This window comes from Caballeronia sp. Sq4a, assembly GCF_023170545.1.
In the GTDB taxonomy this organism is placed as follows: Bacteria; Pseudomonadota; Gammaproteobacteria; order Burkholderiales; family Burkholderiaceae; genus Caballeronia.
The window spans coordinates 526,288-540,214 of sequence record NZ_CP084253.1 but is presented as its reverse complement, the minus strand read 5'-3'; the positions used below and the strand labels follow the sequence as shown (position 1 = coordinate 540,214).

The 13,927-nt window shown below is 63.3% G+C and carries 17 protein-coding genes; 4 read left to right on the top strand and 13 right to left on the bottom strand.

The window, feature by feature from the left end; translation table 11 throughout:
* Positions 1-2: 2 nt before the first annotated feature.
* Genes LDZ24_RS26890 through LDZ24_RS26880 form a run of 3 tightly spaced genes read left to right on the top strand, consistent with a single transcriptional unit; the run spans position 3 to position 3,653 of the window.
* Positions 3-2,435 carry a DUF802 domain-containing protein gene (locus tag LDZ24_RS26890; RefSeq protein WP_248324396.1) on the top strand — a complete coding sequence of 811 codons (2,433 nt, stop codon included), beginning with the start codon at positions 3-5 and terminating at the stop codon, positions 2,433-2,435.
* Positions 2,432-3,079, top strand: a complete 648-nt coding sequence (locus tag LDZ24_RS26885; protein WP_175946010.1) for an OmpA family protein — start codon at positions 2,432-2,434, stop codon at positions 3,077-3,079. The genes LDZ24_RS26890 and LDZ24_RS26885 overlap by 4 nt, the downstream gene beginning before the upstream one ends.
* Complete coding sequence (locus tag LDZ24_RS26880; RefSeq protein ID WP_371747501.1) at positions 3,072-3,653, top strand: DUF2894 domain-containing protein; 582 nt, start codon at positions 3,072-3,074, stop codon at positions 3,651-3,653. Before LDZ24_RS26885 ends, LDZ24_RS26880 begins: the two co-directional genes overlap by 8 nt.
* Here the strand turns inward: LDZ24_RS26880 and LDZ24_RS26875 are convergent.
* The 8 genes from LDZ24_RS26875 to LDZ24_RS26845 all read right to left on the bottom strand — a co-directional run bounded on the left by LDZ24_RS26875 (position 3,650) and on the right by LDZ24_RS26845 (position 9,325).
* A complete protein-coding gene (locus tag LDZ24_RS26875; RefSeq protein ID WP_248324395.1) occupies positions 3,650-4,648 on the bottom strand; it encodes a transketolase family protein in 999 nt (332 codons plus the stop codon). The genes LDZ24_RS26880 and LDZ24_RS26875 overlap by 4 nt on opposite strands.
* A 14-nt stretch (positions 4,649-4,662) precedes the next feature.
* Positions 4,663-5,499: a transketolase gene (locus tag LDZ24_RS26870; protein ID WP_248324394.1), complete on the bottom strand. Its 837-nt coding sequence runs from the start codon at positions 5,497-5,499 to the stop codon at positions 4,663-4,665.
* 32 nt (positions 5,500-5,531) lie between these two features.
* Positions 5,532-6,860, bottom strand: coding sequence for an MFS transporter (locus tag LDZ24_RS26865; protein WP_175946014.1), 1,329 nt, complete (start codon positions 6,858-6,860; stop codon positions 5,532-5,534).
* A gap of 84 nt (positions 6,861-6,944) precedes the next feature.
* The gene (locus LDZ24_RS26860) at positions 6,945-7,694 is read right to left on the bottom strand and encodes an SDR family NAD(P)-dependent oxidoreductase (protein ID WP_206470572.1); all 750 of its coding nucleotides are present in this window, start codon (positions 7,692-7,694) and stop codon (positions 6,945-6,947) included.
* Between the two features lie 113 nt (positions 7,695-7,807).
* The gene (locus LDZ24_RS26855; RefSeq protein ID WP_248324393.1) at positions 7,808-8,389 is read right to left on the bottom strand and encodes a peroxidase-related enzyme; all 582 of its coding nucleotides are present in this window, start codon (positions 8,387-8,389) and stop codon (positions 7,808-7,810) included.
* A gap of 66 nt (positions 8,390-8,455) precedes the next feature.
* Positions 8,456-8,779 (bottom strand): hypothetical protein, encoded by a 324-nt coding sequence (locus LDZ24_RS26850; protein ID WP_248324392.1) that lies wholly within the window; start codon positions 8,777-8,779, stop codon positions 8,456-8,458.
* A 92-nt stretch (positions 8,780-8,871) separates the two neighbouring features.
* On the bottom strand, positions 8,872-9,000 hold the full coding sequence (locus LDZ24_RS28040; protein WP_255751465.1) for a hypothetical protein: 129 nt from the start codon (positions 8,998-9,000) through the stop codon (positions 8,872-8,874).
* Positions 9,001-9,058: 58 nt separating this feature from the next.
* Positions 9,059-9,325: a DUF6566 family protein gene (locus tag LDZ24_RS26845; protein WP_248324391.1), complete on the bottom strand. Its 267-nt coding sequence runs from the start codon at positions 9,323-9,325 to the stop codon at positions 9,059-9,061.
* Positions 9,326-9,435: 110 nt separating this feature from the next.
* Between LDZ24_RS26845 and LDZ24_RS26840 the strand changes: the two genes are divergently transcribed.
* A complete protein-coding gene (locus tag LDZ24_RS26840) occupies positions 9,436-9,747 on the top strand; it encodes a hypothetical protein (protein ID WP_206470570.1) in 312 nt (103 codons plus the stop codon).
* A 3-nt stretch (positions 9,748-9,750) separates the two neighbouring features.
* Here LDZ24_RS26840 and LDZ24_RS26835 read toward each other — a convergent pair whose 3' ends face one another.
* From LDZ24_RS26835 to LDZ24_RS26815, 5 genes are all read right to left on the bottom strand, one after another.
* On the bottom strand, positions 9,751-10,215 hold the full coding sequence (locus tag LDZ24_RS26835; RefSeq protein ID WP_248324390.1) for a YaiI/YqxD family protein: 465 nt from the start codon (positions 10,213-10,215) through the stop codon (positions 9,751-9,753).
* 57 nt (positions 10,216-10,272) lie between these two features.
* Positions 10,273-10,530 carry a hypothetical protein gene (locus LDZ24_RS26830; RefSeq protein WP_206470568.1) on the bottom strand — a complete coding sequence of 86 codons (258 nt, stop codon included), beginning with the start codon at positions 10,528-10,530 and terminating at the stop codon, positions 10,273-10,275.
* 62 nt (positions 10,531-10,592) lie between these two features.
* Positions 10,593-10,805, bottom strand: a complete 213-nt coding sequence (locus LDZ24_RS26825) for a YjzC family protein (RefSeq protein ID WP_248324389.1) — start codon at positions 10,803-10,805, stop codon at positions 10,593-10,595.
* 40 nt (positions 10,806-10,845) lie between these two features.
* Positions 10,846-13,482: a PAS domain-containing protein gene (locus LDZ24_RS26820; RefSeq protein WP_248324388.1), complete on the bottom strand. Its 2,637-nt coding sequence runs from the start codon at positions 13,480-13,482 to the stop codon at positions 10,846-10,848.
* A gap of 148 nt (positions 13,483-13,630) precedes the next feature.
* Complete coding sequence (locus LDZ24_RS26815) at positions 13,631-13,804, bottom strand: hypothetical protein (RefSeq protein ID WP_248324387.1); 174 nt, start codon at positions 13,802-13,804, stop codon at positions 13,631-13,633.
* Positions 13,805-13,927 lie beyond the last annotated feature (123 nt).

Genomic DNA, 13,927 nt, shown 5'->3' with positions numbered 1-13,927 from the left:
CTATGCCCCGTTACCTTCTGAATGTAGCTGTCTTTGTCGTGGGCCTCCTGGCCGTCTGCGGTATAGCCATTGGTTATATCGGCTCGAATGCGCTCGCGCTCGTCGTCACGCTCGTGATCGGCGCGTGCTATCTCGTGGGCGCGTCGGAGTTGCAGCGCTATGAGCGAACGACGCGCGAGCTGGCCACCGCAGTCGGCGCATTGAACGCGACGCCGCCGAGCCTTGCATCGTGGCTCGAACACGTGCCTGCGAGTCTGCGCAATGCGGTGCGTTCGCGCGTCGAAGGCGAACGCACTGTGTTGCCCGGTCCCGCGCTCGCGCCGTATCTCGCGGGCTTGCTCGTCTTGCTCGGCATGTTGGGCACGCTGCTCGGCATGGTCGCGACGCTGCGTGGCACAGGCGCCGCGCTCGAAAGCTCGACCGATCTCGCGGCTATCCGCGCATCGCTCGCCGCGCCGGTGACGGGCCTCGGCTTCGCGTTCGGCACGTCGATAGCCGGCGTCGCGACCTCCGCGATGCTCGGGCTGCTTTCCACGCTATGCCGTCGCGAACGCCTGCACGTCACGCAACTGCTCGACATGAAGACCGCGACGACGCTGCGGCCCTTCACGCAGACGCTTCAGCGCGAAGAGACGTTCCGATTGCTTCAACGTCAGACCGAGATCATGCCGAAGCTCGTCGATCGTCTTCACGCGATGATGAGCGCCATCGAACAGCAGAGCGTCGCCGCGAACGAGCGGCAGTTGGCGAATCAGGCCGCGTTTCATGCGAATACGGAGACGGCGTACCGGCGTCTTGCGACCTCGGTGGAACTGTCGTTGAAGCAAAGCGTGGCCGACAGCGCGCGCGCGGCGAGCGCCGCATTGCAGCCCGTGATGCAGGCGACGATGGACGGCATCGCACGCGAAACGAAGGCGTTGCACGGCAGTATCGAAGAAGCTGTCGGGCGACAACTCGATGGCTTGTCGAACGGCTTCGAGACGTCCGCGCAGAAGATCGCCGGTATCTGGGATCGCTCGCTGCAGGGGCATCAGGCGTCCAACGAGGCGCTCGTCGACAAGATGAATGCGTCGCTGGAACGCTTCGCGCAAGGCTTCGAACAACGATCTTCGACGCTGGTCGCGGACGTGTCGTCGCGCATGAAGCAGACAGCGGACGGACTCGACGCAACGCTTTTCAAACACGAAGAGGCGAGCGCGGCGCTCGTCGCGCAGACGGGTGCTTCGCTGGATCGTTTCGCGCGAGCAGTGGACGAGCGCTCGCAGAATCTGGCCGCCGGCATGGCGACGCACATCAATGGCGTGACGACCGAATTGCATGCTTGCGTCGAGAAGATTGCCGCCGCATTGAAGGAGTCGGTCGTGAAGCACGAGCAGACGAGCGCGGCGCTCGCCACGCAGACAGGCGTTTCGCTCGATGGCTTCGCGAGCCGTTTCGAGGCACGCGCGAGCGACTTGCTCCAAGGAATTTCCTCGCGCCTCGACAGCACATCGGCTGGCATGTCGGACGCCTGGCGCAGCGCGCTCGCCGCGCAACAGCAGGCGGGCGAACAACTCGCCGCGCAGCATCGAGGCGCATTGAACGAGGCAACCGAACGCTTCGAAGTGCATTCCGCATCGCTACTGAAGTCAGTCGATGAAGCCCATGCGAAGCTCGCCGCAGCGCTCGCATCGAACAACGATGCTCGCCTGAACGCGTGGACCGAAGCCCTCGGCGCGGTATCCGCGACCTTGCGCGACGAATGGCAGCAGACGAGCACGTTCGTCGAGCGCCGTCAGCAGGAGATCTGCGACACGCTCGCGCGCACGGCGAGCGAGATGTCGGACGCGTCGCGCTCGCATGCGAACGGTCTCATCGCGGAAATCGAAAAGCTCATGCAGGCTGCATCGCAAGCGCCCAAGGCCGCGGCCGAAGTCGTCGCGGAAATGCGGCAGATGCTCTCCGATTCGATGGTGCGCGACACCGCCATGCTGGAGGAGCGCAGCCGCCTGCTCGCCACGCTGCAAACGCTGCTCGATGCGGTGAATCTCGCGTCCACCGAGCAACGCACGGCCGTCGATGCGCTCATCTCCACGTCGGCGGATCTGCTCTCGCGCGCAGGCACGCAATTCAGCGACAAGATCGAAAGCGAAGGCGCGAAGATCAGCGCGGTGGCCGCGCAAGTCACCGGCAGCGCTGTCGAAGTGGCGAGCCTCGGCGAAGCGTTGGGCGCGGCCGTCGAGTCCTTCGGCGCGGCGAACGAGACGCTCGTCACGCATTTGCAGCGCGTAGAAACGGCGCTCGACAAGACGCTCTCGCGCAGCGACGAGCAGCTTGCGTATTACGTCGCGCAGGCGCGCGAAGTCATCGACCTGAGCGTGATGTCGCAGAAGCAGATCGTCGAAGACTTGCAACGCATTGCCGGACAGCGTGAGTTGGACGGAGCGCGCGCATGAACGAAGAACTCGACGGCGGCATCGAAAGCGCCGCGCCCATCTGGGCGGCTTTCGCGGACTTGATGTCGGTGCTTCTCGGCGCGTTTGTGCTGATACTCGTCGCGGTCATCGGCGTGCAGTTGCAGCTTTCGACCAAGCTCGAACAGGCCGTGAAAGAACGGCAACAGGAAGCCCAGCGGCGCAAGACGCTGGAACAGGCGCTCGCCGGACCGCTCGCTTCCGGGCGCGTCACGCTCGTGAACGGGCGCATCGGGATCAGCGGCAACGTGTTGTTCGCGCTCAACTCGGATCAACTGCAACCGCAGGGACGTGATGTGCTCAAGAGCCTCGCCGGGCCGCTGTCCGCGTATCTCGGCACGCACGATCAGGTTCTGATGGTGAGTGGTTTCGCCGATGACCAGCAGGTTCGCGAAGGCAATCGCCGGTTCGCGGATAACTGGGAGCTGTCGGCCAAGCGCGCGTTGACCGTGACGCGCGCCTTGATCGATGCAGGCGTCGCGCCGTCATCGGTATTCGCGGCGGCCTTCGGTTCCGAGCAGCCCGTCAGTTCGAATGCCGACGACGAAGGCCGCGCGAAGAATCGCCGCGTCGAGATATCCGCTGTGCCGCGTCCGACGAACTCGCTGGTGAAGCCTCGTGGATGACGGCGTGAATGCCCGCGCGATGCTCGACGCATGGCGCGCGCGCGGCGAGCATCGCGTCAATCCCGTGCGTTATCGCTTCATCGAGGCGCTGGCGCGGCGCGCCATGACGCATGAAGGCGAGGCGAGACGCATCATCGACGCGCGCCTGTCACCGCTCCTGAACGACTACGCGGATACGGTCGCGCAAGCAGCCGCCCGACAAGCCGTTGCAGCGCATGCGCCGAAAGGACCCCTTGCCGTGCTGCTCGACGACATGGCGCGTCACGCGGCCACGCATCCTTCGCACGAAGAACTGCTGGAGTATTTGCGGGGCGTCTGGTCGAAAGTCAGCGCCGAGCGGCAGTTGCGGGAGTCGCAGCAGAAGGTGCCGAAGAACGCGGGTCCGCTCAATTCGAGCAGCCTCGTGCATCGTTCGCTTGCTTTGATGCGCGAGGCTTCGCCGGAATACTTGCAGCATTTCCTCGCGTACGTCGACACGCTTTCGTGGATGGAAGAGATGACAGGCGCGAACGCGCCTGCCGGAAAGGAAGCGCCGCGCGCGAGAAAGCCCGCGCGCGGCCGCAGCGCGCCCTAGTCGAGCCAGCCCTTGATGGTGCTCGCCATCACGTTCGTGGAGATGCCGTAGCGGTCGTGAAGGGTAGGCAAGGCGCCCGCATCGAGGAACGCATCGGGCAGCGCGATCTGTCTGAATGCAGGCGTCACGCCGGCGCTCAGCAGTGCGCACGCCACCGCTTCGCCCAGACCGCCGATCACCGTGTGATTTTCCGCGACCACGACAAGCCGGCCCGAGCGCCGCGCTTCACGAATGATCGTGTCGGTGTCGAGCGGCTTGATCGTCGGCACATGAAGCACGGCCACGTCGACGTTATCCGCTTCCAGCGCCTTCGCGGTTTCGAGCGCGCGCATCGTCAGCAGTCCGGATGAAATGACGAGTACGTCGGAACCGTCGCGCAGCATCTTCGCTTTGCCGAGTTCGAAGCGATAGCCGTATTCGTCGAGCACGGCGGGCACGTTGCCGCGCAAGAGGCGCGCATAGACCGGCCCTTTGTGCGCCGCGATGGCCGGCACCATCTGCTCGATGTCGAGCGCGTCGCACGGGTCGATCACGGTCATGTTCGGCATGGCGCGCATCAACGCGAGGTCTTCGGCTGCCTGATGGCTCGGGCCGTAGCCCGTCGTGAGACCCGGCAGCGCGGCGACGATCTTCACGTCGAGGTTGTCTTCGGCGATCGTCTGGTGAATGAAGTCATACGCGCGGCGAGTCGCAAACACGGCATACGTCGTGACGAACGGCTGCGCGCCTTCATGTGCGAAGCCGGCGGCCGCGCCCATCAACAACTGTTCGGCCATGCCCATCTGGTAGTAGCGCTCCGGAAATTCCTTGCCGAAGATATGCAGGTCGGTGTACTTGCCGAGATCGGCCGTCATGCCGATCACGTTCGACTTCGTGCGCGCCAGTTCGGCGAGCGCATGACCGAACGGCGCGGAACGCGTGACTTGTCCCTCGCTCGCGATCGAGGCGATCATCGCGGATGTCTTCAAACGCGGCTTCTTTTCGATAGTGCTCATGCTGTTCTCCTTGCTTACCGGCTCGATTCGAGTGCTTCCAGCGCGAGTTGCCACTCGTGCGCATCGACTCGGATGAAGTGATTCTTCTCGCGCTGTTCGAGGAACGGCACGCCGCAGCCCATCTTCGTATCGCATACGATGATGCGCGGCTTCGCTTCCTTCAGATTGCGCGCGTTGTCGAAGGCTTCCTTTACGGCGTCGATATCATTGCCGTTCACGCGCTGCACGTACCAGCCGAACGCTTCGAGCTTCGGCACGAGCGGCTCGAAGGCCATGATCTGCGTCGACGGACCATCGGCTTGCTGATTGTTCACGTCGATCATCGCGATCAGGTTGTCGAGCTTCCAGTGCGCGGCGGACATCAAGCCTTCCCAGATCGCGCCTTCGTCGAGCTCGCCATCGGAGAAGAGCGTATAGACGAAAGACTTCGAGTTCTTGCGCTTGAGTCCGAGACAGCGGCCCACGGCAATGGTGAGACCCTGGCCGAGCGAGCCGCCCGACATTTCCATGCCCGGCGTATAGCTCGCCATGCCGGACATCGGCAGACGGCTGTCGTCGCTGCCATAAGTTTCGAGTTCTTCTTGCGGCAGAATGCCGGCTTCGAAGAGCGCCGCATACAGCGCAATCGCGTAGTGGCCGTTCGAAAGCAGGAAGCGGTCGCGCTCTTCCCATTCGGGATCTTCGGGGCGGTAGTTCATCGCGCCGAAGTAACTCACGGCCAATACATCGGCGACATCCAATGCCTGACCGATGTAGCCCTGGCCCTGCACTTCGCCCATCAAAAGGGCGTTGCGGCGGATGCGATAGGCGCGCTCGGCGAGCGTCACCTCCTCGATAACGGGACTGCTCATGTTCGTCTCCTTGAGATGATAGGTAGTAATGCTTAGCGATTGACCGTCTTCGCGGGCACGAGGAAAACCAGCGCCGCACCCACGACCACCGCAGCCGAGATAAAGATCAGGCCCGCCGTGGACTTGCCCGTGAGATCGTTGAGCCAGCCGACGATGGCGGGCGAGAAGAAGCCCGCGAGATTGGCGAAGCAGTTGACCGCCGCGATGCCGGCCGCCGCCGACATTCCGCCGAGCACGGCAGTGGGCAGCGACCAGAACTGCGACGACGAAGCGAGAATGCCCGCAGCGGCGACGCTCACGCAGACGATCGACGCGCCAACGCTGCCAAGCATCGGCAAGGTCGCAAACCCGGCGGCGGAAACAAGCATGGGGATCGCGAGATGCAGACGGCGTTCGCGATGCTTGTCGGCGCTCGCCCCGATCAGCGGCAGCGCGATGATGGCGCACAGATACGGAATCGCGGTGAAGATGCCGACCCACAGCGGGTCCGCCACGCCGGCCCGACGCACGATAGTCGGCAGCCAGAACGTGAGGCCGTACTGACCGAGCACGACGCAGAAATAGATCGCGGCCATGAGCCACAGACGCCGGTCGCCGATGAACGAGCGGATCGACACGTGCTCGAGCTTCTGCGCGTTGTCCTTCTCGACATTGCGAGCGAGGAGCGTCTTTTCGGCATCGGTGAGCCACTTCGCGCTGGCAATGCCATTGTCGAGATAGAACAGAATCACGACGCCGAGCACGAGCGACGGCAACGCTTCGAGGATGAAGAGCCACTTCCATCCCGCGAGTCCGTGAGCGCCTTGCAGCGCATGCATGATGTAGCCGGAGAGCGGCCCGCCGATGATGCCCGCGAGCGGGATCGCCATGAAGAACAACGACAGAGCTTTGGCGCGGCGCGCGGCGGGGAACCAGTAAGTCAGATAAAGAATGACGCCCGGTGCAAAGCCTGCCTCGGCCACGCCGAGCAGGAAGCGCAGGATATAGAACATGGTCGGCGACTTCACGAACACGAAGCTCGCGGAGATGACGGCCCACGTCAGCATGATGCGAGCGAGCCAGTTGCGCGCGCCCACCTTGTGCAGTATCACGTTGCTCGGCACTTCGAAAAGGAAATAGCCGAGAAAGAAAATGCCTGCGCCGATGCCATAGATGGTTTCGGAAAAGCGCAAATCATTAAGCATTTGCAGCTTCGCAAAGCCGACGTTGACGCGATCCAGATAAGCGCCGAGATAGCACAGCATCAGAAAGGGAATGAGGCGGCGTCCGACCTTCGCATACGTCTTTGCTTCGAAGGTGGCGGTGTCGGCCGACGACGAGATATCTGCCGCGAGCGGCGGCGCGGTAAAGCGAGGTTTCATGTTTGTCTCCTGCCATGACTCGTTACGCCCCGGTTAGTCCGGGTGCGCTGAATGCGCCTGCGCGTGAGGCGGGCGCACGCGACATCAATGAATCAGCATGCCTCCGTTGACGTCCAGCGTGACGCCCGTGAGATAGCTCGACAGATCGCTGGCGAGGAAGAGGCACGCATTCGCGATGTCGGCTGCATCGCCCAGACGGCCGAGCGGAATGCCTTTGATGATGTCCGCGCGCATCTCGGGCGTGAGCTTGTCGCCGGTGATGTCCGTCTGAATGAGGCCCGGCGTGATGGAATTCACGCGGATGCGATCGGCGCCGAACTCGCGCGCCATGGCACGCGCGAGGCCGAGAACGCCGGCCTTCGCTGCGCTGTAATGCGGGCCGCCGAAGATGCCGCCGCCGCGCTGCGCCGATACCGACGACATGCACACGATGCTGCCGCTCTGCTGCTTCTTCATCTGCCCGATGACCGCTTGCGACATGTAGAGCGTGCCGCGCAGATTGACGTCGATCACGGCGTCGAAATTCGCCGCGCTGATTTCGAGCGTCTTGATGGGTTGCGTGATGCCGGCGTTATTGATGAGCGCGTCGATGCGGCCGTACTTTTCGATGGTGGCGTTGGCGGCGGCGACGCATGCGTCCTTGTCCGTGACGTCGCATGCGAGGCCCAGGTGTTCCTCGCCGATATCGCGCGCGGCGCTTTGCGCGTCCGCTTCGCGCAGGTCCAGAATGACGACGCGCGCGCCTTGCGCGGCGAGCGCCTTTGCCGTCGCCTTGCCGATGCCACGCGCCGAAGCCGCGCCAGTCACGATCACTACACGATTGTCGAGCAACATTGCTGTCTCCATGGTTTGTTCGGTGTGGAGGCAGTTTCGTCGCGTTCGACGCAGCGATCAACGCGGTTCGGTTCAACTAATGCTGAGAAATTTTCAGGTATCGCCGGCTCGGGTTATCCCTTCGGCACGCGCCCCATGAGGTAGAACTCGTCGTTGGGCCGCATCGACGTGACATTCGCCATGCGGTTCGACAAGCCGAAGAACGCAGTAATGGCCGCGATGTCCCACACGTCTTCGTCGCTGAAGCCGTGTGCATGAAGCGCGGCGAAATCGGCATCGTCCACGGCGCCGGCTTCGCGGCAGACCTTCAGCGCGAAGTCGAGCATCGCCTTCTGACGCGGCGTGATGTCGGCCTTGCGATGATTCACCGCGATCTGGTCAGCCAGCAGCGCGTTCTTTTCATAGATGCGCAAAATTGCGCCGTGCGCGACGACGCAGTAGAGGCATTCGTTGACGCCGCTCGTGGCCACCACGATCATTTCGCGCTCGCCTTTCGTGAGGCCGCCTTCTTTGAGCATCAACGCGTCGTGGTAGGCAAAGAACGCGCGGAACTCGTCGGGCCGGTGCGCGAGCGCAAGAAAAACATTGGGAACGAAGCCCGCCTTGTCCTGCACTTCGCGTATGCGCTCGCGAATGTCGTCGGGCCACGCGTCAGGGTTGGGAACGGGAAAACGGCTGATGGGCATAGTTGGCATGACGTCTCCGTTGGAGCCTCGAGCGGGCTCGTCGAAGAAGTATGCCGCAGCAGACGTAAGGGCGGTCTATTGACCTTGAGCGCCGCCGTTCGTCGTGGATGGCGCGCCGGGCTGGTTCGTCGTGCTGCCGCTGCCGCTCTTCAGCATCGGCTGCATTCCGCCTGCGGAACCTTGTCCGGGCGAACGCATGCCGTCGCCTGCGCCGCCGGTGCCGCCACCCGGCGTGGGCGGGCGCATGGCCGACGCGGGGCCCTGGTCAGCGCCGCTGCGGCCTGCGGCCGACGTGTTCACCGAAGGTCCGGCGCCCGGGCTTCCGCTGCCGCTCCCGGCAGCCAGCACGGTGCCCGACACAGAGAGAGCCATTGCCGCGATCAATGCCCGCGCTTTCATGAGTCATGTCTCCTGCGAACGCATTAGATGCGATCCGCTCGCGCTGCTTTACGACGCCAGCGCGAGCGGACCTTTTGCACCACTCGACGCGATCACGGCTGGCGTTGGCCGCCCTGATGCATCGGCTGCTTCTGCTGATTCTGCTGCTGTTGGCCTTGCGCCTTCCCTTGGTCGTTACGCGGATTGGTCGGGTTCGAATTTCCGAGCTTGGACGATGGCATTGCTTCACTCCTTTGCAACGTGGTTAGGGACTGACGATCACGCATACCGCGTTCCAGCCTAGTACTCGCGCTTCATGCCGCCATCGGTATGTTGATCGTCGTGGCCGAGGCCATAACGTTCGATCAGACGATGAGCCCGCTCGACGCCCGCGCGCAAGGCTTCCTCGCGCGTCGCCCAGCTGGAGCCGGTCGGTTCGACATCCGGCAAGTCGGCAGGCGCGCCATCGCGCAGGGCTGCGATCTGCGGCACCCAGTCGCCCGTATCGTTCTGCTGAATGGTCACCGTAACGTCGTAGCCTTTGAAAGAAAAACTCTCGCTCGTCATGTGTCCTCCGTGCTGATTGACTTGAATGGCAACTCAGCAGATCACGTGCCGTCGCAACGTGGTTTGCTTCTTGCTGGACCTCTCACGCTAAGGAAAGATAGACCAAGAATATGAAAGCAACGATCGTCTCGCACGAAGTGCCGCCGCAAGCTTCGTCGGCTGAGATTCACCGGTTTCGTTTCAAGCTCGACGACGGAACAGCGCCGCCGCTGACTGAATCCATCTCGCTCAGGACGGCGCGCGTGATCGTCGACAACCTTCCGGACGGCAACGCGTTCATCAAGATGCTGCAGGCCATCGTGAAGACGCAGCCGGACCGTTACGATGCGCTCGTCGGCACCGAGTATCCCGATCATTTCAACAATAACGGAACCGACAAGCGCCGCACGACCGACCGCACAGACGAAGGCCCGCGCGCTTGAATGTCACGGCGTCGGTTTGACGGCGCGCTGACGCGCGAGAAATTTGTCCAGTTGAGCGGCGAAATGTTTGCCGTCGCGCGGGCTATAAGGTGAGGGTCCGCCTGTCGCGACGCCGGTGCTGCGCAATTGGTCCATCATCGAGCGCATGGTCAGGCGTTCTTCGATATTGTCCGGACTGAACCATTCGCCGCGCGGGTCGAGGGCATGCGCGCCTTTGGCGAGCACCGCTGCTGCAAGCGGTATATCGGCGGTAATCACGAGATCGCCGGCTTCGGCCATCTCGACGATGCGCGCGTCGGCGACATCGAAACCCGAAGGCACCTGAACAGCCTTGATATAGGGCGAGGGCGGGGTGCGAAGGAACTGGTTGGCCACCAGCGTCACATTGATCGCTGCGCGCGGCCCCGCGCGAAACAGCATGTCTTTCACGACAGCGGGACAAGCGTCGGCATCGACGAGAATCTGCATGATGCGGTCGGGCAAATGGGCGAGCGCACATTATGCTGCATGCGCCCGCGCCGCTGCTTACGCTTCTGAATCCGGCTTGCTGCGCGGATGATCGCTGCTCGCAGCGGGATCGACATCGGGGTCGATATGATCGTTTTCCGGCGTATAAGGCCCCTGTTCGGGATGGTCCTTGCCTTTCGGAACGAGCGTCGGGTCCATGCTGCCATGTCCGCGCTGTTCGATCGTGCCGTCCGGCTTTTCCTTGACTTCGCCTTCGCCGATGGCCTCGCGGCGCTTGTCCGCGCGCTCGACCGGATCGGAGGGTTCAGGGTTCATCGCGTTGTCCTCGCAAGAGTGAGAAACGACGCTCGCGCGCCGTTTTCATAGCGTCTAAAGCGTCACTTGTCCGCGCTGCCGAGCTCGCCGTGCTTGTGCGAGTGCGTCGCGGCGTGCACGAGTTCATAATGCGCGCCCTTGCCGCTTCTCGTCGGCGGGAAGTGCTCGCCTTCCACGCACGTCACCTCGAATGCGGAGCCGCCGTCGCCTTCCTTCACGACGCGATAGATTCCCGAGGTCTGTACTTTGTCACCGGGTTTGTGTTGCTCGGCCATGCGTGCCTCCTTCTGGTTGCGATGCCGTGCTAGCAAGCAATCAGCGTTCCGGGCGGCGAGTCACGGTGAGCGACGACAGCAGCTTGAGGAGGCTTTCCACATTGACCGGCTTCACGAAGTGATAGTCGAAGCCCGCCGATTGCGCGCGCAAGCGGTCGTCGGTCTGTCCATAGCCTGTGATGGCGATCAGAAGCGGCGCGCTCTCGCCTTTGCGCCGCAGGCGTCGCGCGAGTTCGTAGCCGTCGATATCGGGCAGGCCGATGTCGAGCAACGCCACGTCCGCCTGAAACGGCGTGGCGGACAGCGCCTCTCCCGATGAATACGCCACGCGCGCAACGTGTCCTTCGGATTCGCATAGCATCGCGAGAGAATCGGCGGCATCGCGGTTATCGTCTACGACAAGAATGCGCAGCGCGGCATGCGTTTCCAGCGCGCTGCTTTCGGACAGCGCGAGCGCCGAGTGACGCTCATGATGATGCAGACGCGGCAAGCGCACGTTGACGGTGGTGCCGAGCCCCGGCCCGGGGCTTTGAACCGTGATGGTCCCGTCATGCATTTCCACGAGCTTCTTGACGAGCGACAGCCCGATGCCGAGGCCGCCATTGGAGCGGTCCAGTGTGCGTTCGCCTTGCGAGAAAAGCTCGAATACCTTCGGCAACAGGTCGCCCGAAATTCCGGTGCCCGTATCGGCGATCACGATGGATACCCAGTCCTGATCGGCGTCCACCCTCACCGAGATATCGCCGCCTTCCGGCGTGTACTTGCTCGCGTTGTTGAGCACATTGACGAGTATTTGCGAGAGCCGCGTGACGTCGCCGCATACCCACGTGGTTGCATCGGGGACATCGACCTGTATGTGCTGCCCGCGCGATTCGACCATGTTCGCGATCGCTTCGACCGCATGATAAACGGCGGTCCCGACCAGCACCGGCTCGCGCTGCAACGCGATGCGGCCCTGCGTGATGCGCGACACTTCGAGCAGATCATCGACGATGCGCGTCATGTGCTCGACTTGCCTGTTCATGAGTTCGACGAGGTCGTTCGTCTGCGACGACAAGTCCTCGTCCTTTTGCAACAGGGCGATGGCGGTGCGCAGCGGCGCGAGCGGATTGCGCAACTCATGCGCGAGCATGGCCAGAAATTCGTCCTTGCGGCGGCCCGATTCACGCAGGACCAGCTCCATCTGCTTGCGGTCGGTGATGTCGATCAGGCTGCCTATGATTCGCAGCGGCTTGCCGTCCTTGCTGCGCTGAAGCAGCGCGCTGCCTTGCATCCACTGTTCGCCGTGCAGGTTCTGCACGCGAAACTCGAATTGCTCGTGAGGATCGTCGCCGGATGCGAGGCGTCGGACATAGCGGTCGAGAGCGGGGGCATCGTCGGGATGAATGCGTGCGAGCGCCGCTTCGTAGGTGAGCGTCTCTGCCTGATCCGGCCGATGCTCGACGCTCGTTTCGAACAGCATGGTCCAGTTCGCCAGTTCCAGCGAGACGATGTGAATCTTCGCCGCCTGCATCGCAACCGTGAGGCGCAGGCTGCGCGCTTCGATCGCCGCTTGCGCTTCGTATTGCGCCGTGACATCCGTTGTCGTGCCGAACCATTCCTGCAGCTTGCCGTGCTCGTCGTACAGCGGGGCGGCGTGTGCCTGCACCATGCGATACGCGCCATCGCGGCGATACATGCGGAAGGTGAGCGTGCGCGGGCCGCCCTCGTGCAACGCTTCCAGCCATGCGCGATGCGTGCGCTCGCGGTCGTCCGGATGAATGAAATCGAGCCAGCCCCAACGCGACAGCCGGTCGCGCCGCTCGCCGGTGAACATCTCCCATTCGCCGCCCGAAGGCCGGATCTCGCCGTTCGCATCGGCGGACCATACGAGCGCCCCGGTCGATTCCACGAGCGCGCGATAACGGCGCTCGCTGAGGCTCAGACGCTCCATGTCGGCGCGTTGCTGACTGATGTCGAAGCTCACGCCGTGCACGCGCGTCAACACGCCTTGCGCGTCGAACTCCGGATTGCCGCGCATGCGCAGCCAGCGTCGCGAGGCAGGGTCGCCATTGCGGTGGCAGTCCAGCATGAAGTCGAATTCGAACGGGCCGCCATAACGCAAAGCATCGGCGAGCTTGCGTTGAAACGGCTCGCGATAATCCGGGGCCACGCGGTCCCATATCTCCGAGAGCATCACCGAATCGGTGCCGGGCGGAAACGCATAGAGGTCGGCGAGCTGCGCCGTCATGCGCACGACGCGCTCCTTCATGTCCCATTCCCATGCGCCCATGCGCGCGCCCGCGAAGGCCGCTTGCAGACGCCGCTCGCTTGCCTCGTACAGTTCCCAGGCGTGACGGCACTCGTGAATGTCGATCGCGACGCCTACCGTATCCCCGATCTTGCCGTCCTCGTTGCGGCGTGCCTGCAAGTGAAGCGTATGCCAGCGAAACGCGCCGTCCGAGCGCAGAAGACGCACATCGACATTGCGAAGCAGCACGCCGTCGCGCATTTGCCTGAGTGCGTCGAGAACCGTGCGTTCGTCATCCGGATGAATGAAGGCTTTCCAGTGCCGTCCGGCCAAATCATCGGACGATAAGCCGAGATAGCGGGACGCCCACGGATTCGCATACTGGATGGTCCCGTCGCGCGCCGCGCGCCACACGAACGACGGCAGGAAGTGAGCAGGATCGTGCATGAGCGTCCTTGCTTCGGTTGAACGGCGACGTGTCTTATCGCCGGACGCAGCGCAGGGTCGGTGGTGGCGTTGCCTTCAACATTGTACGAATGCCAATGTGCTGAGGCAGGCGCAGAGCGCTGCGCTGCATCTGCGCGCTGCGAATTACTTAGCCATCCTCGCCGACGTCGTTCGGTTCGGGCAACGGCTTGCCCGCGCCTGTCGGCGGCGCCGGCTCGTTCGTCAGGTTCCGCTTCTGCTCGTCGCTCAGGCGGCGGTCCGCGGCGGTGGCGTCGTTGGGCGTTTGCTTCGGCGGAGTCGAACGTTCGGTCTCTTGTGTCATGGTGCGTTTTCCTCGGTCTTCAAATGGTGAGTGCATCCCCGACGGGTTGCATCGAACGTGCCCGCTATCGTTTATTGACTCATGCGGGTATGGCCGATGCTTCGTCGGACATTTGCCTCCCAT